The organism is uncultured Flavobacterium sp., from assembly GCF_963925415.1.
Lineage (GTDB): Bacteria > Bacteroidota > Bacteroidia > Flavobacteriales > Flavobacteriaceae > Flavobacterium.
Genome location: NZ_CAWUTS010000110.1, coordinates 1 through 20,930 on the forward strand (window position 1 = coordinate 1; position 20,930 = coordinate 20,930).

The 20,930-nt window shown below is 31.5% G+C and carries 17 protein-coding genes and 1 pseudogene; 13 read left to right on the forward strand and 5 right to left on the reverse strand.

Annotated elements, in window-relative coordinates:
* Both AABM47_RS08825 and rimK read left to right on the forward strand, forming a co-directional pair.
* Positions 1–357: pseudogene (locus tag AABM47_RS08825) on the forward strand (ATP-dependent Clp protease ATP-binding subunit); the annotation flags it as partial.
* Between the two features lie 48 nt (positions 358–405).
* A complete protein-coding gene (gene rimK / locus AABM47_RS08830; RefSeq protein ID WP_338410558.1) occupies positions 406–1,779 on the forward strand; it encodes a 30S ribosomal protein S6--L-glutamate ligase in 1,374 nt (457 codons plus the stop codon).
* 62 nt (positions 1,780–1,841) lie between these two features.
* Here the strand turns inward: rimK and hutH are convergent, their stop codons facing one another.
* Positions 1,842–3,344: a histidine ammonia-lyase gene (gene hutH / locus AABM47_RS08835; protein ID WP_338410559.1), complete on the reverse strand. Its 1,503-nt coding sequence runs from the start codon at positions 3,342–3,344 to the stop codon at positions 1,842–1,844.
* A gap of 388 nt (positions 3,345–3,732) precedes the next feature.
* Here hutH and thrA point away from each other — a divergent pair, with 388 nt between their 5' ends.
* From thrA to AABM47_RS08860, 5 genes are all read left to right on the forward strand, one after another.
* On the forward strand, positions 3,733–6,180 hold the full coding sequence (gene thrA, locus AABM47_RS08840) for a bifunctional aspartate kinase/homoserine dehydrogenase I (RefSeq protein WP_338410560.1): 2,448 nt from the start codon (positions 3,733–3,735) through the stop codon (positions 6,178–6,180).
* Between the two features lie 86 nt (positions 6,181–6,266).
* A complete protein-coding gene (locus tag AABM47_RS08845) occupies positions 6,267–7,193 on the forward strand; it encodes a homoserine kinase (RefSeq protein WP_338410561.1) in 927 nt (308 codons plus the stop codon).
* The gene (gene thrC / locus AABM47_RS08850) at positions 7,193–8,482 is read left to right on the forward strand and encodes a threonine synthase (RefSeq protein ID WP_338410562.1); all 1,290 of its coding nucleotides are present in this window, start codon (positions 7,193–7,195) and stop codon (positions 8,480–8,482) included. The genes AABM47_RS08845 and thrC overlap by 1 nt, the downstream gene beginning before the upstream one ends.
* A gap of 226 nt (positions 8,483–8,708) precedes the next feature.
* Complete coding sequence (gene gcvT / locus AABM47_RS08855; RefSeq protein WP_338410563.1) at positions 8,709–9,791, forward strand: glycine cleavage system aminomethyltransferase GcvT; 1,083 nt, start codon at positions 8,709–8,711, stop codon at positions 9,789–9,791.
* A gap of 67 nt (positions 9,792–9,858) precedes the next feature.
* Positions 9,859–10,569: a YebC/PmpR family DNA-binding transcriptional regulator gene (locus tag AABM47_RS08860; protein WP_338410564.1), complete on the forward strand. Its 711-nt coding sequence runs from the start codon at positions 9,859–9,861 to the stop codon at positions 10,567–10,569.
* Between the two features lie 64 nt (positions 10,570–10,633).
* Here the strand turns inward: AABM47_RS08860 and AABM47_RS08865 are convergent, their stop codons facing one another.
* Positions 10,634–10,975 carry a tRNA-binding protein gene (locus tag AABM47_RS08865; protein WP_338410565.1) on the reverse strand — a complete coding sequence of 114 codons (342 nt, stop codon included), beginning with the start codon at positions 10,973–10,975 and terminating at the stop codon, positions 10,634–10,636.
* A gap of 98 nt (positions 10,976–11,073) precedes the next feature.
* Here AABM47_RS08865 and AABM47_RS08870 point away from each other — a divergent pair, with 98 nt between their 5' ends.
* Positions 11,074–11,628: a thioredoxin family protein gene (locus tag AABM47_RS08870; protein ID WP_338410566.1), complete on the forward strand. Its 555-nt coding sequence runs from the start codon at positions 11,074–11,076 to the stop codon at positions 11,626–11,628.
* Between the two features lie 61 nt (positions 11,629–11,689).
* Here the strand turns inward: AABM47_RS08870 and AABM47_RS08875 are convergent, their stop codons facing one another.
* Both AABM47_RS08875 and AABM47_RS08880 read right to left on the reverse strand, forming a co-directional pair.
* Positions 11,690–11,992 (reverse strand): cytochrome C, encoded by a 303-nt coding sequence (locus tag AABM47_RS08875; RefSeq protein WP_338410567.1) that lies wholly within the window; start codon positions 11,990–11,992, stop codon positions 11,690–11,692.
* Positions 11,993–12,081: 89 nt separating this feature from the next.
* Positions 12,082–13,014 carry a peptidylprolyl isomerase gene (locus tag AABM47_RS08880; protein ID WP_338410568.1) on the reverse strand — a complete coding sequence of 311 codons (933 nt, stop codon included), beginning with the start codon at positions 13,012–13,014 and terminating at the stop codon, positions 12,082–12,084.
* A 179-nt stretch (positions 13,015–13,193) separates the two neighbouring features.
* On the opposite strand from AABM47_RS08880, the gene trmD reads away from it, so the two are divergent.
* The 4 genes from trmD (at position 13,194) to AABM47_RS08900 (ending at position 17,562) form a co-directional block, all read left to right on the forward strand.
* The gene (gene trmD / locus AABM47_RS08885; protein ID WP_338410569.1) at positions 13,194–13,868 is read left to right on the forward strand and encodes a tRNA (guanosine(37)-N1)-methyltransferase TrmD; all 675 of its coding nucleotides are present in this window, start codon (positions 13,194–13,196) and stop codon (positions 13,866–13,868) included.
* 178 nt (positions 13,869–14,046) lie between these two features.
* Complete coding sequence (gene rplS, locus AABM47_RS08890; RefSeq protein ID WP_338410570.1) at positions 14,047–14,403, forward strand: 50S ribosomal protein L19; 357 nt, start codon at positions 14,047–14,049, stop codon at positions 14,401–14,403.
* Between the two features lie 248 nt (positions 14,404–14,651).
* Positions 14,652–16,868 (forward strand): NADP-dependent isocitrate dehydrogenase, encoded by a 2,217-nt coding sequence (locus AABM47_RS08895; RefSeq protein ID WP_338410571.1) that lies wholly within the window; start codon positions 14,652–14,654, stop codon positions 16,866–16,868.
* An 85-nt stretch (positions 16,869–16,953) separates the two neighbouring features.
* Positions 16,954–17,562 carry an N-acetylmuramoyl-L-alanine amidase gene (locus AABM47_RS08900; protein WP_338410572.1) on the forward strand — a complete coding sequence of 203 codons (609 nt, stop codon included), beginning with the start codon at positions 16,954–16,956 and terminating at the stop codon, positions 17,560–17,562.
* A 186-nt stretch (positions 17,563–17,748) separates the two neighbouring features.
* On the opposite strand, the gene AABM47_RS08905 is transcribed toward AABM47_RS08900, so the two are convergent.
* Positions 17,749–18,429 (reverse strand): hypothetical protein, encoded by a 681-nt coding sequence (locus tag AABM47_RS08905; protein ID WP_338410573.1) that lies wholly within the window; start codon positions 18,427–18,429, stop codon positions 17,749–17,751.
* A 124-nt stretch (positions 18,430–18,553) separates the two neighbouring features.
* Between AABM47_RS08905 and AABM47_RS08910 the strand changes: the two genes are divergently transcribed.
* Positions 18,554–20,926, forward strand: a complete 2,373-nt coding sequence (locus AABM47_RS08910) for a TonB-dependent receptor (protein WP_338410574.1) — start codon at positions 18,554–18,556, stop codon at positions 20,924–20,926.
* Positions 20,927–20,930: the final 4 nt, after the last annotated feature.

A 20,930-nucleotide genomic window follows, 5' to 3' on the forward strand; every position in this document is an offset into this window, starting at 1 on the left:
CCTGAATTTTTAAATCGTATTGATGATGTGGTTGTTTTTAACACATTAGAAAAAGAAGATATTGATAAAATTATCGACATTGAAATGGATAAATTATGCCTTAGAATTAAAGAATTAGGCTATACCTTAAATTTATCTGAAAAAGCAAAAAACTATATTGCTGAAAAAGGATTTGACAAACAATTTGGAGCTCGACCTTTAAAACGAGCCATTCAAAAATATGTAGAAGATGCTTTAGCAGAAAAAATAATCACTTCAAAAATTCATGAAGGCGATGAAATATTTATGGATTTAGAGGATGAAAAACAAGAGCTAATTGTAACCATAAAAAAATTCAAAAAACCTGCTGAAAAGTAAATTTTAAAACTAAAAAAACCATTCGTTTATTATCAATCAATATTTATCATGCAACAAAAAGTAATTGTAGGAAGTGAAGAATGGTGTACATTGTCTTCTATAGGCATACCAACCATAAAGGCAAGAGTAGATTCTGGAGCAAAAACCTCAGCACTACATGCCGTAAATATAAAATCATTTACAATTGATAATAAAGAATGGGTAAAATTTGACATCAATCCCATTCAAAATAATGCAGAAGCTTTAATACATTGCGAAGCACCATTGCTCGACAAACGTATTGTTAAAAGTTCCAGTGGTAATCGTGAAAAACGATTTGTAATTCAAACACTAGTCACCCTAGGAGATAAAACATGGGAAATTGAAGTTACCTTAACCAATAGAGATTCCATGGGATTTCGAATGCTTTTAGGAAGAGAAGCCATGTCTGGAAGAGTCATTGTTGATCCAGAACAAAAATTTTTATTAGGACAGCCCAGTAATGAAAAATTAAAAGAATATTATTATAACGAAAATAAAGAAAAAAAAGGATTACGAATTGGCCTTTTAGCCAGCAATCCAGAATTGTACAGCAATAAACGAATTATGGAAGCCGGTGAAATGCGTGGACACGAAATGCATTTTTTAAATCTAAAGTACTGCTACATGAAATTAGATGCAGATACGCCTGAAATTCATTATAGAGGCGGAAAAATTTTAGACAATTTTGACGCTGTAATTCCAAGAATTCGTCCAAGCATGACGTATTATGGCTGTGCCTTAACGCGTCAATTTGAAGCTTTAAAGGTTTTTGCATTAAACAATGCTGCTGCAATTACACAATCGCGAGATAAATTATTTTCATTGCAATTACTTTTAAATAGCGGTGTAGATATTCCTACAACAGGATTTGCAAATTCTCCCTTAGACACCGATGATTTAATTAAAATGGTTGGGGGTTCTCCGCTTATCGTTAAATTGTTAGAAGGAACACAAGGAAAAGGGGTTGTATTAGCCGAAACTAAAAAAGCTGCAGAATCAGTAATTAATGCTTTTAAAAGCTTAAATGCTAACATATTAGTCCAAGAATTCATCAAAGAAGCCAACGGAAAAGATTTGCGTCTTTTTGTGGTAGATGGCAAAGTTGTTGCAGCTATGCAAAGAGAAGCAGCTCCTGGAGAATTTAGAGCTAATATTCACATGGGCGGAACAGCTTCTGTTGTAAAAGTCACCATAGAAGAAAAGAGAATAGCCATTAAAGCTGCAAAGGCAATGGATTTAAAAGTTGCGGGTGTAGATATTATTCGTTCCAGCAAAGGACCATTGTTGCTAGAAGTAAATTCGTCTCCTGGTTTGGAAGGTATTGAAGGAGCTACAAATAAAGATATTGCCGGCGAAATGATTAAGGCTATAGAAAAAAATTTTAAATGGAAGCAATTTTAGTAGGTACTATTTATTTAAAATAACGCCTACTAAAATGGCTTCTTTTTATATTTTAGTAAAAGTTAATCCTCTAATTCTATTTGAAAACTCTGTAAAAAAGCAATTGTATTTTCAATATCATAATGCAAAATGCGATCTTCTTTTACAAACGGAACTTCTTCTCGATATGATTTGATAAACATTTCAATAAATGCACTCGATTTCAAAGGCCTTCTAAATTCTAGTGCTTGTGAAGCATTCATCAATTCAATGGCTAAAATACGCTCTAAATTATCAACAATACGCAATGTTTTTGTAGCGGCATTTGCACCCATAGAAACGTGATCTTCTTGACCATTACTTGACACTATACTATCTATACTCGCTGGCGTAGCCAATTGTTTGTTTTGACTAACAATACTGGCTGCTGTATATTGCGGAATCATAAACCCTGAATTTAAACCTGGATCATCAACTAAAAAAGCAGGTAAATTACGCAATCCAGAAATTAATTGATAAGTCCTTCTTTCGGAAATACTTCCCAATTCGGCCAATGCAATTCCTAAAAAATCAAAACCTAAAGCTAAGGGTTGTCCATGAAAATTTCCTCCTGAAATGATTTCGTCTTCCCCTACAAAAATATTAGGATTATCAGTAACCGAATTAATTTCGGTTCTAAACACTTTTTTAACATAATCAATGGTGTCTTTGCTGGCACCATGAACTTGTGGCATGCATCGAAACGAATAAGGATCTTGAACGTGTTTCTTGCTCTGAGCAATAATTTCACTATCTTCTAAAAATTCAGTCAAACGCTGTGCCGTTTCTATTTGTCCTTTATGGGGTCTTATTAAGTGAATCAATTCATTAAATGGCTCAATTCTACCATCAAAACCTTCTAAAGAAATAGTTCCAATTAAATCTGCCAAATAAGACAATTTAGATGATTTTAAAAGAATATAAACACCATAAGCACTCATAAATTGGGTTCCGTTTAATAAGGCTAAACCCTCTTTTGATTGCATTTGTATGGGTTGCCAATTCATTTTTTTTAAGATTTTAAAAGACGGTTGTCTTAATCCATCCATATAAGCTTCTCCTTCTCCTATCAAAGGCAATGCAAGATGAGCTAAAGGGGCTAAATCACCACTAGCACCTAATGAACCTAAAGTGTAAATAACGGGTAATATATGGTAGTTATACATATCAACTAAACGCTGAACAGTAACCAATTGAATACCCGAATGACCATAACTTAAGGATTGAATTTTTAACAATAACATTATTTTTACAATCGCTTCAGGCACTTCTTCTCCTGTTCCACAAGCATGTGATTTTATTAAATTTTCTTGAAGTTTAGTTAAATTATCATTTGATATTTTTACATTATATAATGAACCAAACCCCGTATTAATTCCATAAATAGGTTTGTCATTTGACTTCATTTTATCATCTAAATACGTTCTGCAGTTATTAATATTTGCAACTGATTCTTCAGATAAGGCTAACTTTTTTTCTTCTAATATGATACTTTGAATCGTATCTATAGATAATAAATTGGAATTGATGTAATGAGTGTTTTCCATGTTTTTTTTTTTAATTATACGTCAAAATTCTACAATCAAAACTTAATAAACAACATTTTTAGGTACTATTTTGTTATGATATCTTCAATTTGAACGACGTATTGTTATTAATCTACTAAAAAATGTATTTAGACAGTAAAATAAATTAAGTATTCGTAAAAATTGTAGTGTAATTTTTAACTCAAAATTATAATTCTATATTTGTCATGTGCATATACATAAAAAAATATCCTTTATTTTTTCAATAACCATTTCTTTGGTTATTCGTATTATGGGCACGACTTCTACAACAATTACAACCCCGTAGGGGTATAATTTTAACATATAATCCAATCGCACATATTCTTTTGTAAAAAAGAAAAATAATTACATTCAAAATTCAAAAAAAATGATCGTATTAAAATTTGGTGGAACTTCTGTTGCCAATGCACAAAATATAAAATTAGCACTAAACATAATATCTAATAAAGCAAAAAGCGAGAGGCTTGTAGTAGTTGTTTCTGCATTAAGCGGTGTAACAGACATGCTTTTAAAAGCCTCAAGTGAAGCAGCTTTAAAAAACAAAAACTATAAAATTAGTTTAAAAGATATCAATCAAAAACATGTTGAGACCATTACGAATTTAGTTTCTAAAAAAAATCAACCAAAACTATTTGTAACAATCGAAAATGAATTCAATCAACTTAAAACATTGTTAGACGGTTGTTTTTTACTAGGGGAATTGTCGACTAGAACTGCCGATGCAATTGTAAGTTTTGGAGAATTGTTATCTTCTCAAATTATAGCAACTGCAATAGAAGAAAACATTCCAAATGCCCTGTTTAAAGACAGTAGAGAGTTGATTAAAACCAATTCAAATTTTGGAAAAGCTTCAGTTGATTTTACCTTGACTAATTCATTACTAGCTGGTTTTTTTAAAACCAACACCAAACAAGTACTTTTAATGCCTGGATTTATTGCTTCAGATATAAAAGGAAATACTACAACTTTAGGAAGAGGAGGATCTGATTTTACTGCTGCAATTATAGCAAATGCATGTAAAGCATCTTCTTTAGAAATATGGACTGATGTTAGTGGGATGTATACGGCAAATCCAAAAATTGTAAAACAAGCTCAACCAATCGAAACCATTACGTATCAAGAAGCGATGGAATTATCTCATTTTGGTGCTAAAGTTTTGTATCCACCTACCATACAACCTGTTCTTGTTTCAAACATTCCTATTTGGATAAAAAATACTTTTGAACCTGAAGCTAATGGAACTCTTATATCAAATGGCACACAAACTAATGGAAATCCTATAAAAGGAATTTCACATATTGAAAACATAGCACTCGTTACCATTGAAGGATCAGGAATGATTGGTGTTTCTGGATCATCAAAACGATTGTTTGAAGTTTTGTCAAAAGAAAATATTAATGTGGTTTTTATTACGCAAGCATCTTCAGAACATTCCATCTGTATAGGTATTCAAAATGAAGAAGCTTACAATGCTAAAAATGCTATTGACGCTACTTTTGAACTTGAAATTAATCAAAATAAAATAAATCCTTGTATCGTTGAATCTGATTTATGTATTGTTGCTTTGGTGGGTGAAAATATGAAAAATCATCAAGGATTGAGTGGCAAAATGTTTAGCACACTTGGTAAAAACAATGTAAACATTAGAGCAATCGCTCAAGGGGCTTCTGAACGAAATATTTCTGTTGTTATAAATAAAAATGATGTAAAAAAAGCTTTAAACACTCTACACGAAAGGTTTTTTGAAGAAAACACAAAACAGTTAAACTTGTTTGTTATGGGTGTTGGAAATGTAGGTGAAAAATTTATGGATCAAATTTACCAACAAAAAAAATTCTTAAAAGAAAACCTAAAAATAAACATGAGAGTTATTGCGATTTCTAATTCAAGAAAAATGCATTTTAACGAAGATGCAATTGCTATAAAAGATTGGAAAGAACTTTTAAAAAACGGCGAAAATGCTAACATTAATCAATTTGTTTTTAAAGCAAAAAAACTAAATTTACGCAACAGTATTTTTGTTGACATTACAGCTAATGATTTGGTAGCTTCTATTTATGATCAGTTTTTAAGAGAAAATATAGCTGTTGTAACCTGCAATAAAATTGCCTGTTCTTCGAAATACGAAAATTATAAAAATCTAAAATATTTATCTCGAAAATATAATGCTCCATTCTTATTTGAAACAAATGTTGGAGCAGGTTTACCTATAATAGACACCTTAAAGCATTTAATAGCTTCAGGCGATAAAGTACATAAAATTGAAGCTGTTTTGTCGGGTAGTTTAAACTTTATTTTTAATAATTTTAACGAAAACTATTCATTTCACGATGTTGTTAAGGAAGCAGGAATTCAAGGATTTACAGAACCCGATCCTAAAATCGATTTAAGCGGAATTGATGTGGCCCGAAAAATATTAATTTTGATACGAGAAAGTGGGTATCAAATGGAAATAGAAGATATTGAAAACAAATCATTTTTACCTTCAGAATGCATGAACACAAAAGACAACGAATCCTTTTTTGCCTCACTACTTAAAAACGCCTCTCATTTTGAGAACTTATTAATAAAAGCCAAAGCTATAGATAGTCGTTTAAAATTTGTTGCTACATTTGAAAACGGTAAAGCAAGTGTAGGTTTAGAATTTATACCATCAAGCAGTCCATTTTACAACTTGGAAGGAAAAGATAATATTGTCCAATTTTACACAGATAGATATTTGGACCAGCCCCTATTGATAAAAGGTGCAGGTGCAGGTGCAGCAGTTACAGCATCAGGTATATTTGCCGATGTAGTTCGAATTGGAAATGTATAAATACAATTGTAAAGTAACCAAGAGCTCATTAAAAAGAACAGCATTATCAGCTACTTTTTTTGTACGTCACTTAGAAACTAAAATAAATGAATGAAATAAAAATATTTTGCCCAGCAACCATTGCTAACCTCAATTGTGGGTTTGACATACTAGGTCTATGTTTAGATGTAATAGGCGACGAAATGATTATTAGAAAATCTTCAAATAAGGGCATCAAAATAACCAAAATTGAAGGTGCAAATTTACCTATAGAAACTAAAAAAAATGTAGCTGGAGTTGCTGGCTTAGCTCTAATTGAAAATCTTGACTTAGACTTTGGTTTTGAAATAGAAATTTACAAAAATATAAAAGCAGGAAGCGGTATTGGCAGTTCTTCAGCAAGTGCAGCTGGAGCAGTTTATGGAATCAATGAACTTTTAGATAGGCCTTTTACTAAAATAGAATTGGTTTATTTTGCCATGAAAGGCGAGGTGATTGCCAGTGGCTCTGAACATGCAGATAATGTTGCGCCTTGCTTGTTGGGTGGCTTTACTTTAATTAGAGGCTACAACCCTTTAGATATAGTTGAAATTAAAAGTCCAAATTCCTTATATGCTATAGTTTTACATCCACATATAGAAATAAAAACAGCTGATGCTAGAGCCGTTATTCAGCCAATGATTCCTTTACAATCAGCAATTACTCAAACAGGCAACTTGGGCGGTTTAATTGCAGGTTTATACACCAATGATTATGATTTAATTGGTCGTTCGCTAACTGATGTAATTGTAGAACCTTTTAGAAAACATTTAATACCTCATTTTGATGATGTTAAAAATTCGGCTCTGCAAAATGGAGCGTTAGGCTCTGGAATTTCTGGGGCAGGCCCATCTATATTTGCTTTGTGTAAAGGAAAAGAAAAAGCAAAAAAAGTTGCGAATGCCATGAAAAAAAGTTTTTTATCCACAAATATTAAATTTGACATTCATGTTTCGCAAATTAATTCCGAAGGAACTAAAACAATTATGAATTAATGAAATATTATAGCCTCAACAATAAAAAAAAATATGTTTCTTTTGAAGAAGCAGTAATTCAAGGACTTGCTCCCGATAGAGGATTGTATTTTCCTGAAAATTTAGAACCGTTAAAAGAGTCTTTTTTCAAAAATATTGAAAACCTTTCTAATGTAGAAATTGCTTTTGAAGTAATCAATCAATTTATAGGTGACGAAATACCTGAAGACGAGTTAAAACAAATAATAACAGAAACACTTAGCTTTGATTTTCCTTTAGTTCAAGTAGAAAAAAACGTTTATTCGCTCGAATTGTTTCATGGGCCAACTATGGCTTTTAAAGATGTTGGCGCCCGGTTTATGTCGAGATGTTTAGCTTATTTTAACCGCAATAAAAATCAACAAAACACTGTTTTAGTGGCGACTTCTGGTGATACTGGAGGTGCTGTTGCTAGTGGTTTTTTAGGAGTGAAAGGTGTTAAAGTAATTATTCTTTATCCTTCTGGAAAAGTTAGTAACATTCAGGAAAAACAGTTGACAACATTAGGACAAAATATTACAGCTTTGGAAGTTGATGGAGTTTTTGATGATTGTCAAGATATGGTTAAGAAAGCGTTTTTAGATGAAGATTTGAAAAACTTTAATCTAACTTCAGCTAATTCAATAAACATTGCTCGCTGGTTGCCTCAAATGTTTTATTTTTTCTTTGCATACAAGGAATTGAAAAAATTTAACAAGTCTTTGATTGTTTCTTGTCCAAGCGGAAATTTTGGAAACATTTGTGCTGGAATTTTAGCTAAAAAATTAGGCTTACCACTCACCCACTTTGTAGCTTCAACAAATGCTAATGACACAGTTCCAAGGTTTTTAAAAGATGGAATTTATGAACCAAAACCTTCTGTTGCTACAATTTCAAATGCTATGGATGTTGGTAATCCAAGTAATTTTGTTCGTATTCAGGAAATGTATAATCATGATTTAAAAGCCTTTAAAAAGGATTTTTCATCATATTCCTATACGGATGAAGAAACTAAAATTGCAATAAAACACATGTATAATTCTTTTGGATATGTAGCCGAACCTCATGGTGCAATTGGATATTTGGGCTTGAAAAAGGAAATGCAAAATAAATCGGAAAGTATTGGTTTTATATTAGAAACAGCTCACCCAATTAAGTTTTTAGATGAAGTTGAACCTTTATTAAACATTAAAATTCCTATTCCTATACAGATTGAAGGTGTTATAAACAAAGAGAAAGTGAGTATTAAAATTTCGACTTATGAAGACTTTAAATATTTTTTGAACCATTAAGACATTTAGTTTCATCTAGGTTTTACTAAATTTTCTAAATATCTAAATGGTTCAATTTTTTTCAAAATATTATTTAATAACGAGATACCCTAGCCCTGATAGGAATGGAAATACTTTTCTTTTTTTTCTTTAAAAAAGAAAAGATTGCGATGGATAGCAGGAAATAGCTTCAAATTAATAAATTTTCAATAAATTCGCACCTTAATATTATTGATCCTTTAAAAAAATGAAAAATACAGCTTTATCTCACATTCACGAAAGTCTTGGTGCAAAAATGGTTCCTTTTGCTGGATACAATATGCCTGTTCAATATGAAGGTGTTAATGCAGAACATGAATATGTAAGGACTGGTGTAGGTGTTTTTGACGTTTCGCATATGGGTGAATTTATGTTGTCTGGTGAAAAAGCATTAGACCTCATTCAGAAAGTGTCTTCTAATGACGCATCTACTCTTGAAATTGGTAAAGCACAGTATTCGTGTTTGCCTAATAATGACGGCGGTATTGTAGATGATTTAATCATTTATAAAATTGAAGAAGAGCACTATTTATTGGTTGTAAATGCATCAAATATTGAAAAAGATTGGAACTGGATTTCATCTCATAATGATATGGGGGTTGATATGAAGGATTTATCGGAAGATTATTCATTATTAGCTATTCAAGGTCCAAAGGCTATTGAAGCCATGCAGTCTTTAACCTCAGTAGATTTATCACAAATAAAATATTACCATTTTGAAATAGCCAATTTTGCTGGAATAGAAAATGTAATCATTTCTGCAACGGGTTATACGGGTTCTGGTGGATTTGAAATCTACTGTAAGAATAACGATGCAGAACAAATTTGGACAAAAGTTTTCGAAGCAGGTGCAGCGTTTGGAATTAAACCCATTGGCTTAGCAGCTCGTGACACCTTACGCCTAGAAATGGGCTTTTGTTTATATGGAAATGATATTAACGATACAACTTCTCCTTTAGAAGCTGGTTTGGGTTGGATTACAAAATTTACAAAAGATTTCGTGAATTCAGAAAACTTAAAAGCGCAAAAAGAAGCAGGTATAAATCGTAAACTGGTTGGTTTTGAAATGGTTGACAGAGGAATTCCACGTCACGATTACGAAATAGTTGATGCAGATGGAAACATTATTGGTATTGTAACTTCTGGAACACAAGCCCCTACATTAGGAATAGCTATTGGAATGGGGTATGTAACTATACCGTTTTCAACTCCAGATTCTGAAATTTATATTAGAATTAGAAATAAAGATATTAAAGCTAAAGTTGTGAAAATGCCTTTTTATAAAAAGTAAATTTTGAAATATTGCTTTGAAGTTTAAATTTCAAAAACAATTTTCGCACAGCATAAAACAATAAGAAATGGGTAGAGCATTCGAATTTAGGAAAGCACGAAAAATGAAACGTTGGTCAGCTATGGCAAAAACGTTTACACGAATTGGGAAGGATATTGTAATGGCAGTAAAAGAAGGAGGACCAAATCCTGATGCGAACTCACGATTAAGAGCCGTTATACAAAATGCCAAATCGGCAAATATGCCCAAAGACAATGTAGAACGGGCTATTAAAAAAGCAACTGACAAAGATACTGCCAACTATAAAGAAGTATTATTTGAGGGATATGCTCCACACGGCATTGCTATTTTAATTGAAACAGCTACAGATAATAACAACCGAACTGTTGCCAACATTAGAAGTTATTTTAATAAATGTAACGGAACATTTGGAACACAAGGCTCGGTTGAATTTATGTTTGATCATACTTGTAATTTTAGAATACCTGCTGAAGGGCAAGATGTTGAAGAATTGGAACTTGAGATGATAGATTTTGGTGTTGAAGAAATCTTTGAAGATGAAGATGGAATTCTTATGTATGGTCCTTTTGAAAGCTTTGGAACCATTCAAAAAGAATTAGAAACTCGAAATTTAGAAATTCTATCGTCAGGTTTTGAACGCATACCTCAAGTTACCAAACAATTAACTACAGAAGAAGTCGCCGATGTTGAAAAATTATTGGAAAAAATTGAAGAAGACGATGATGTTATGAATGTATATCACAGCATGCAGGAATAGTTGTTTTATATAATAGTTATTTTTCAAATAGAGAATAGAATAAATATTCTATTCTCTATTTGATTTAACCTATACGCAAACCGTTTTCTACCTTTTTATCAGAAGAAAGCAAAACCACATCTTTATTTTCACCAAGTGATCCCAACAGCAAACATTCACTCATAAAATTACCAATTTGTTTTTTAGGAAAATTAATTACGGCAACAATTTGCTTTCCAATTAGTTCTTCTTTGTTATACTTTGTAGTAATTTGAGCTGATGTTTTCTTGATTCCTATTGCTATTCCAAAATCTATTTTTATTTGATATGCAGGTTTTCGAGCTTCAGGAAAATCACTAACTTTAAGAATTGTACCTATACGCATTTCAACTTTTTCAAAATCTAACCAACTAATTTCGTTTTGCATTTTGCATCTAATTTAACTTCAAAAATAAGAAAATCTTGTAACCTTTTCAAATTCCTTTCGTATAACTACAAAAACATCATCTAAAAACCATAAGCATTATGTCACTAACTGCATCAAACATGCTCCCTTTAGGAACAAAAGCGCCCGATTTTATATTGCCTGCAACCAATTTTAATTCAAGTATTAGTTATCAAGCATGTAAAGGTAAAAAAGGAACTCTAGTTGTTTTTATGTGTAACCACTGTCCGTTTGTAATTCATGTAATGGACGAACTGATAAAAATTGCGAATGATTATAGGGTTCAAGGTATAGGAATTGTAGGAATATCGAGTAATGATGTGTTAAATTATCCGCAAGATTCACCTGAAAAAATGACTTTTTTTGCTCATAAAAATAAAATGGAATTCCCTTATTTATATGATGAAAATCAAGAAGTTGCTAAATTGTATGATGCGGCTTGTACACCTGATTTTTATTTATTTGACGCGCAAGATAAATTAATTTATAGAGGACAATTAGACGACTCAAGACCCGGAAATGGAATTTCGTTAAGTGGTAGTGATTTGAGAAATGCAATAGATAGTATCCTTTACAATCGCCATTTAAATGAAGTACAAAAACCAAGTATTGGCTGCAATATTAAGTGGAAATAATTGCATAATAATACCTCTTTTTTTTATAAAAACTTAAGATTTAGAAGTTAAAAACTTAAAATTACAGGTTTTTTGTTACATAATCGTATACTAGTTCTCTTTGATCATCCGTTAAATCTGTATTGGGTTGCATTCTTTTTAATATTGAAATCCATTGTTTGGTATTAAAATTTATAGGATCATAGAGCATATGGCATTTGACACAATTGGTCTCAAAAAGATGTTTTCCTTCTTGTTGATTTTGAGTTAAAATAATTTCGGCACTACTATCTTCTTTTACTGGTATGGTAACTAAGCTTAATTTTGACGAACATGAACCCAAAAAGGCTGTAACGGCAATACAAAAAATTAATTTCAATTTCATATAATTTTTATTTTAGTAAATATAAAAAAAATCCTGATAAAATGAATTCATCAGGATTTATAGTTTAGTATTAAAAATGCTGAAACGGTTTATTTCACGTTCATCAATTCTACATCAAAAATTAATGTAGCATCTGGTGGAATTACACCTCCTGCACCTTGTGAACCATATCCTAGATATGACGGAATTACAAAACGTGCTTTGTCTCCCACTTTTAATAGAGCAATACCTTCATCCCATCCCGAAATAACTTGACCAACTCCTAATGTGAAATCAATAGGTTGTTTTCTTTTGTATGAAGAATCAAAAACTTTTCCATTCTCTAATGAGCCTTCATAATGAACTGAAACTGTTTTTCCTTTGGCGGCTTGAGTACCATTTCCGTTTTGGATCATTTTATAACGTAATCCACTTTCTGTTTTTTCAAAACCAGCCGCAACTTTTTCCAATGCCGCTTCAGCCTCTTGTTTAAGTGATGCGTTTCTTTTATCACGAGAACCTTCAAATGATCGAAATGATTCAATAGCATTCCACTTTTGAGCTTCTTCTCCTACTCGAACAATTTCTAAAGTATCAATAACATCTTCTTGAGCTATAGCATCAACAATATCCTGACCTTCAATTACATGTCCAAAAACCGTATGTTTATTATCCAACCATTCTGTTGGTATATGTGTAATAAAAAACTGTGTTCCATTTGTACCAGGACCCGCATTTGCCATAGACAAAACACCCGGTTTGTCGTGTTTTAATTCAGGATGAAATTCATCGTCAAATTTATAACCACCATCACCTGTACCTGTTCCTAAAGGACAACCTGCTTGAACCATAAAATCTGGAATCACTCTATGAAATTTTATTCCGTTGTAATAAGGTTCGCCCATTGCTTTGTAGGTGTTTTCCAATTGACCTTCGGCTAAACCTACAAAGTTTCCAACTGTACCTGGTGTTTTGTCGTGCGTTAATTTTACTAAAATACTTCCTTTTGTTGTATTAAATTTGGCGTAAATTCCGTCTTGCATGTTGTTTAATTTAAATTTAAAGTGCAAATTTAGTGATTTTTTTTAGTATTTTTAATTCTAAACTTTACAAATAAGCCTAAACGTTATTTTCAACGTAAATAATACAATTAAGGTATTAATTAGTTGTAGCGCTAGAAACTTTGTAACTTTGCTTTTTTAAATATTGCAACCCCAATACTATGCGAATTGATATCATAACCGTTTTACCCGATTTACTAAAAAGTCCGTTTGAAGGTTCTATTATGAAACGTGCCATTGAAAAAAAACTGGTAGAAGTTCATTATCATAACCTTAGAAACTATACAACAAACAGACAAAAAAGTGTAGATGACTATCAATACGGAGGTGGTGCAGGAATGGTTATGAACATTCAACCCATAGATGATTGCATCATGCATTTAAAATCGCAAAGAACGTACGATGATATTATATATATGACTCCTGATGGAGCAACTTTGAATCAAAAAATGGCCAACACCATGTCCATGTATGAGAATATTATTATTTTATGTGGACATTATAAAGGAGTAGATCAGCGTGTAAGAGATTTACATATAACTAAAGAAATTTCTATTGGAGATTACGTTCTTAGTGGTGGTGAAATAGGTGCCATTGTATTTTGCGATGCTATTATTAGATTGATTCCCGGTGTTTTGTCTGATGAAACTTCTGCATTGACAGATAGCTTTCAAGACAATTTACTTTCTCCCCCAATATATACAAGGCCAGCTGAATATAAAGGGTTGAAAGTTCCAGATATTTTATTGAGTGGCAATTTTCCTGAAATTGATAAGTGGCGCGAAGAAAAAGCATTGGAGCACACTCGAAACAGAAGACCTGATTTATTAGAATAAATTTAAGGTAAAACCTAACCAAAAAAAAGGCTTAAAAAAAACCTATTAATACAATTATTATTTTTTTACAAATGACTTGTAAAATTGAACTTTTTTTGTATTTTTGCACCCATATTTGACCAACCTCTGACGAAATTCGTGAATGTTGCTCAGGTTCAAAATATTTATTTATACAATTATGTCAAATTTAGTTGATTTCGTTAATAACGAATTTGTTACAAAAAAAGATTTTCCTGTTTTTACTGCTGGTGATACAATCACTGTGTATTATGAAATTAAAGAGGGTGAAAAAACTAGAACTCAGTTTTTCAAAGGAGTAGTAATCCAAAGAAGAGGTTCGGGTGCAACAGAAACTTTTACAATACGTAAAATGTCAGGTGCTATAGGTGTTGAACGTATCTTCCCTGTAAACATGCCAGCTTTACAAAAAGTTGAAGTAAATCAAAGAGGTAAAGTACGTAGAGCTCGTATTTTCTACTTCAGAGAACTTACTGGTAAAAAAGCAAAAATTAAAGAAAGAAGATACAAAAAATAGTATCATACTTTTATATAATAAAATCCCAATCGTAAAAATTACATGATTGGGATTTTTTTTGATACGTTATTTATATAAATTATCAATTTCTTAATATTACAGCTAAAAATCACGAATATGTCAATTCAATCGTTTTCGATTAAAAACACATGCAGTTAGGATGAGTTTTCTTATATTTGCGAGGCTCAAAATATTTAAATTACATGTATTGAGTTCCCTAAGCTTTCATAACTAAAATCACTTTTTTAATGTCAACAAAAATAATTTATACAATTACTGATGAAGCCCCAATGTTAGCAACGTATTCATTTTTGCCAATAGTTCAAGCTTTTTCAAAACCTGCAAATATTGATTTAGAAACAAGAAATATATCATTAGCAGGCCGAATTTTATCCAACTTTCCAAGCTATTTAAAAGAAGATCAAAAAGTAGCAGATTCCCTTTCAGAACTCGGTCTATTAGCAACACAACCCGAAGCTAATATTATAAAACTACCCAATATATCAGCTTCAGTTCCCCAGTTAAAAGAAGCTATCGCAGAATTACAATCACAAGGATACAAAATACCCAATTTACCCGAAGATGCCAAAACAGACGAAGAAAGAGCAATAAAAGCTACTTACGCAAAGGTTTTAGGATCTGCGGTAAACCCCGTTTTACGAGAAGGAAACTCAGACAGACGTGCACCAAAAGCTGTAAAAAATTACGCAAAAGCACATCCGCACACCATGGGGGCTTGGTCTTCTGATTCTAAAACACACGTGTCTCATATGAAAAATGGAGATTTTTATGGTACTGAAAAATCAATCACCATAAAAGAGGATGGAAATTTTTCAATTGAATTTGAAGGTGCAGATGGTTCAACCAAAATACTAAAAACAACTTCTCCTTTAAAATCAGGTGAAATTATTGATTCATCAGTGATGAATATGAGTTCTTTAAAGAAATTTATTACAGATCAAGTTGCAGATGCTAAAACAAAAGACGTTTTGTTCTCCGTACACTTGAAAGCTACTATGATGAAAATTTCTGACCCTTTGATTTTTGGTGCTTTTGTTGAAGTTTTTTTTGCAAAAGTTTTTTTAAAATATGCCGATCTATTTAAAGAATTGGGTGTTGATACCAAAAATGGATTAGGTGATATATATAACAAAATTCAAGGTCATAAAAAACAAGCAGAAGTAGAAGCTTCTTTAACAGAAGCAATACAAAATGGACCTGCATTAGCCATGGTAAATTCAGATAAAGGAATTACCAATTTACATGTTCCCTCTGATGTTATTGTTGATGCATCTATGCCTGCTATGATACGCAACTCAGGCCAAATGTGGAATAAAGATGGGAAATCAGTCGATACAAAAGCGATAATTCCAGACCGTTGCTATGCGGGAGTTTATCAAGCCACAATTGATTTTTGCAAGGTTAATGGAGCATTAGATCCAAAAACTATGGGTAGCGTTTCTAACGTAGGCTTAATGGCTCAAAAAGCAGAGGAATACGGATCTCATGACAAAACATTTCAAATATCAGCAAATGGTATTGTTAAAGTTAAAGATGCAAACGGCAAGCTAATAATGGATCAAGTTGTAGAGACTGGTGATATTTTTAGAATGTGTCAAGTAAAGGATGCTCCTATTCAAGACTGGGTCAAGTTAGCCGTAAATAGAGCTCGAGCAACTGGTGTTCCAACAGTTTTTTGGTTAGACGAAAACAGAGCTCATGATAGACAAATTATTGAAAAAGTTGTTTTATATTTAAAAAACTATGACACAACTGGTTTGGAAATAAGCATTATGAATCCGATTAACGCTACTACATTTTCATTTGAACGAATAGTAAAGGGACTCGATACCGTATCTGTTACAGGAAATGTTTTACGTGATTATTTAACTGATTTGTTTCCCATTTTAGAAGTAGGTACATCTGCAAAAATGCTTTCTATAGTTCCTTTAATGAATGGTGGTGGATTGTTTGAAACAGGTGCTGGAGGTTCTGCTCCTAAACACATTGAACAATTTATTGAAGAAGGTTATTTGAGATGGGATTCTTTAGGAGAATTTTTAGCACTAGGCGTTTCTTATGAACATTTAGGCACTGTTTTTAATAATCCAAAAGCATTAATTTTGTCTGAAACATTAGATGAAGCTACCGAATTGTTTTTACAAAACAACAAATCACCTGCAAGAAAAATAGGCCAACTTGACAACAGGGGCTCACATTTTTACTTAGCTCTATATTGGGCACAAGAATTAGTAAAGCAAGACAAAGATGCCGGTTTAAAAGCCATCTTTACTCCTATTGCAACAGCCTTAAAAAACAATGAAAACCAAATCAACACCGAGTTAATTGCTGCGCAAGGAAAACCTCAAATCATAGGTGGGTATTATCACCCTAACTTTGAGTTAACCGATAAAGCCATGAGGCCAAGTGTTACATTTAACAACATACTAGCTCAACTAAATTAATACCAGTCATTTAATCACAACATTTCGGTAAAAAAAACGTTTGTAAATAATAATAATTAACATAAATAATTTAAAATTAGACATTATGAAAAACAAAATGAAATTCTTAGCAGTTTTAGGTATTTTGACAATTTTTTTATCTTTTGGTTTCAAACCATTGAATGACAAAAAAATAATTGTAATTGATGCAGGTCACGGAGGAAAAGATTTTGGAGCACAAATTGGAGGAGAACTTGAAAAAAAAATTGTAGAAAATATTGCGAATAAAATAAGTTTACTGAATGGAAAAGGTGAAATTGAAATCGTTTTGCTTCGAGAAAATGATAGTTTTATTGAATTAAGCGAAAGAGTAGCAAGAATTAACAAAATTAATCCAAGTTTGCTAATTTCTTTACACATAAACGCATCCAAAAATTTGAAAGAAAACGGAGTTAATGCTTACGTTTCAAAACAAAATGATTTTTATGATAAATCAATGGAAAGCGCAAAAAATTTAGTTGATAAAATCTCGAATGAGAAACTTGCTAAAGGAGAAGTTAAAGAAGCAAACTTTTTTGTAATCAAAAACTCAAAATGTCCAGCATTATTATTAGAAGTTGGTTATTTATCAAACGAAAATGACAAAACTTATATTACAAGCGAAAGTGGACAAAATGAAATTGCAAATAAAATATTTGAATTTATAAAAAAATAAACGGCTGGTAACAGCTGTTTTGATATAGCTGGAATTTAGTAGAATTACCGTTTCGCATTAAGTTTTCGTTAAGCTGAAAAATGAGCGGTTACAAATTTCCAGCCATCTCAAAGCAGCGAATAATAAAAAAGTCATTAAATTAGGTCTAACTAATTTAATGACTTTTTTATTACAACACCTATACTCCTATTCGCTATTTTCGCTTTTATTCATCATAACTAAACTGGCTTTAACACCAGTGTTTAAATTCCACTGACTTGAAGCTATTTTATTTCCAAATTCATCAAAAATAACAAATGCAGCGGTATTTGGACCCGATAGTCCTTGGTTTAAAGCTAAAAAATCAATGTAATTTGTTCCTTTTTCAAGATTTAAATAAAAAGTTTTAAATCCACCTTCTAAAGTTATGCTTTGCACAACAACTTTATTATTAACCAAAATAGAAACTACATCACCATCAGGTTCTTGATGATCGCGGCACATTACTTTAATCAAGTCTGACTTTACACTAAACTCTCCTAAATACTGGGTTTTTTGATTCCCTGTTTTATCTTCTTTTATTATTTTATTTAAAGCCTTCTTTCTGTCTTCATTAAAATCATAACCTTGATCTGGTTGTACCATAATAGATTTTACTTTTTCATTTTTTTCAAAAGTAAACTTATTTAAATAATTGTCTTCTTTTTGTAAAAAAACACTTTTATAGCCAATTGTTGCTTTTGGCAACTCTATTTTAGGTAAATCTTCAAAAGTAGGAACTGTATAATTTGCTAATTTTAATTCTCCAATTTTTTTTGAGTTTTCGGGCTGTGCTTTCATTAAAAATGAAACGGCAATAAGAAAAATAAAAAGAAATAATTTTTGCATTTGTTTTATTTGTTTTATTTGTTTGGTAAAATTAAAATTATTATTTGCAATTAACCACAAATTAACATTTGATAAAGAATAATTTAAAATTATATTATCAATTTTGTTATTCAAAATTTATGCCATGATATTTAGACGCATTTTTACTATAAGTTTTTTACTTTTTAGTTTATTTTCATTTACACAAGAAAAATTTACTTTAAGTGGAATAATTACTGATAAAAACAACAATGAAACCTTAATAGGTGTTGCCCTAATTGTTGAAGAATTAAAAACAGGTACTTCTACAAATGAATATGGTTTTTATTCCATAACACTACCCAAAGGTACGTATTCTATTCGAATTAGTTACTTGGGATATACCGACTATACCACATCAATTGAATTGAATGAAAACATTAAAAAAAACTTTTCACTAATCGAAAGTGAACAAATATTACAAGAAATTGTAGTGACCGATACGCCTAACAAAATCAATATTAAAAGTCCAGAAATGAGTGTTAATAAATTATCTATCAATACCATTAAAAAAATGCCTGCCATTTTAGGTGAAGTAGATATATTAAAATCTATTTTAACACTTCCTGGAGTCACAAATGCTGGTGAAGGGCAATCTGGTTTTAATGTTCGGGGTGGTGCTGTAGATCAAAATTTAATTCTTTTAGATGAGGCAACTATTTATAATTCATCTCATTTATTTGGTTTCTTTTCAGTTTTTAATGCTGATGCTATTAAGGATTTAAAATTATATAAAGGTGGCATACCTGCTCGTTTTGGGGGTAGAGTTGCATCAGTATTAGATATATACCAAAAAGAAGGCAACAGCAACCAGTTTCATTTTAATGGCGGAATTGGTCTCATTTCAAGTCGTATTTTAGCAGAAGGACCAATCGTTAAAGAAAAGGGGTCCTTTTTAATTGGAGGTAGAAGTTCGTATGCGCACCTATTTTTAAAATTAACAAACAACAATAATTCAGCCTATTTTTATGATTTAAACACCAAATTGAGTTATAAGGTAAATTTGAACAACAACATTTTTCTTTCGGGCTATTTTGGAAGAGATGTTTTTAGTCTCAATCAAAGCTTTGTTAACACTTATGGTAATAGCGTTCTAAATTTTAGATGGAATCATTTGTTTTCAAATAAATTATTTTCAAATGCATCTTTAATTTACAGCGATTACTATTATGGATTAACCCTTGATTTTATTGGTTTTAATTGGGATAGCGGTATTAAAAATTATAATTTTAAATACGATTTTAAACATTATTTAAACGATAAAACCAAACTTACCTATGGAATCAATACCGTTTATTATGATTTTAACCCAGGTAAAATTGAACCTACAAATGCAGAATCGGGCATAAACGCTTACCAATTGGATAAAAAGCATGCTTTTGAACCAGCCATTTATATAGATGCTGAGCAGTCTATTTCTGATAAATTATCAATTAGTTATGGGCTTCGTTACAGCATGTTTTATCGTTTAGGAAGCCAAAACGTTAATGTTTATGAAAATAACCAAGCCGTAAATTATAATTCCGATTTAAAAATTTATGAAAAAGCTACACCTATTGGAACTCAGAAGTATGGATCTAATGAAGTTATTGCAAAATTTGGTAATCTTGAACCCCGATTAGCATTATCGTATTCCATCGATGATAAACAATCGTTAAAATTAAGCTACAACAGAATGAGTCAGTACCTACATTTAATTTCCAACACACAGTCACCTACTCCATTAGACGTTTGGGCGCCCAGTGACAACTTTCTTAAACCTCAAATTTTAGATCAATTTGCCATGGGTTATTTTAGAAATTTTAATAACGGAACCTACACTTTTGAAATAGAATCGTTTTACAAAGACATTCAAAACCGATTGGATTATATTGATGGTGCCGATTTGATAGCCAATAATGCCATTGAACAAGTTGTATTAGGAGGAAAAGCACGAGCATATGGTTTAGAAGTGTTAATGCGAAAAAACGAAGGTAAATTAAGTGGATGGATTTCTTACACTTTATCGCGTTCTGAACAGCAAACCGCAGGAAGAACTGCAGATGAAATTGGCATTAACAATGGAAATTGGTACAAGACAGGTTGGGACAAAACCCACAATCTATCGGTAACCGGTATGTATGAATTAAACAGTAAATGGAGTTTTGGTAGTATTTTTACTTTGCAAACAGGTCAACCTATAACATATCCTAACGGTCAATATGAATATTTAGGCCTTACCATACCTAGTTATAGCGAAAGAAACAGTGCTAATTTACCAATCTATCATCGTTTAGATTTATCTGCGACAATGACCCCTAAAAATAATGAAGGCAAAAAAATAAAGGGCGAATGGGTTTTTGGAATATATAATTTATACAGCCGAAAAAATGCTGCATCCATAAGCTTTAGACAAAATCAAGATACAGGAAATAACGAAGCTGTTAGATTATCAATATTTGGAATCGTTCCTAGTATAACATATAATTTTAAATTTTAAATTC

Coding starts and splice junctions, on each gene's coding strand:
- rimK (WP_338410558.1), top strand. CDS start 406: ATGCAACAAAAAGTAATTGTAGGAAGTGAAGAATGGTGTACATTGTCT.
- hutH (WP_338410559.1), bottom strand. CDS start 3,344: ATGGAAAACACTCATTACATCAATTCCAATTTATTATCTATAGATACG.
- thrA (WP_338410560.1), top strand. CDS start 3,733: ATGATCGTATTAAAATTTGGTGGAACTTCTGTTGCCAATGCACAAAAT.
- AABM47_RS08845 (WP_338410561.1), top strand. CDS start 6,267: ATGAATGAAATAAAAATATTTTGCCCAGCAACCATTGCTAACCTCAAT.
- thrC (WP_338410562.1), top strand. CDS start 7,193: ATGAAATATTATAGCCTCAACAATAAAAAAAAATATGTTTCTTTTGAA.
- gcvT (WP_338410563.1), top strand. CDS start 8,709: ATGAAAAATACAGCTTTATCTCACATTCACGAAAGTCTTGGTGCAAAA.
- AABM47_RS08860 (WP_338410564.1), top strand. CDS start 9,859: ATGGGTAGAGCATTCGAATTTAGGAAAGCACGAAAAATGAAACGTTGG.
- AABM47_RS08865 (WP_338410565.1), bottom strand. CDS start 10,975: ATGCAAAACGAAATTAGTTGGTTAGATTTTGAAAAAGTTGAAATGCGT.
- AABM47_RS08870 (WP_338410566.1), top strand. CDS start 11,074: ATGTCACTAACTGCATCAAACATGCTCCCTTTAGGAACAAAAGCGCCC.
- AABM47_RS08875 (WP_338410567.1), bottom strand. CDS start 11,992: ATGAAATTGAAATTAATTTTTTGTATTGCCGTTACAGCCTTTTTGGGT.
- AABM47_RS08880 (WP_338410568.1), bottom strand. CDS start 13,014: ATGCAAGACGGAATTTACGCCAAATTTAATACAACAAAAGGAAGTATT.
- trmD (WP_338410569.1), top strand. CDS start 13,194: ATGCGAATTGATATCATAACCGTTTTACCCGATTTACTAAAAAGTCCG.
- rplS (WP_338410570.1), top strand. CDS start 14,047: ATGTCAAATTTAGTTGATTTCGTTAATAACGAATTTGTTACAAAAAAA.
- AABM47_RS08895 (WP_338410571.1), top strand. CDS start 14,652: ATGTCAACAAAAATAATTTATACAATTACTGATGAAGCCCCAATGTTA.
- AABM47_RS08900 (WP_338410572.1), top strand. CDS start 16,954: ATGAAAAACAAAATGAAATTCTTAGCAGTTTTAGGTATTTTGACAATT.
- AABM47_RS08905 (WP_338410573.1), bottom strand. CDS start 18,429: ATGCAAAAATTATTTCTTTTTATTTTTCTTATTGCCGTTTCATTTTTA.
- AABM47_RS08910 (WP_338410574.1), top strand. CDS start 18,554: ATGATATTTAGACGCATTTTTACTATAAGTTTTTTACTTTTTAGTTTA.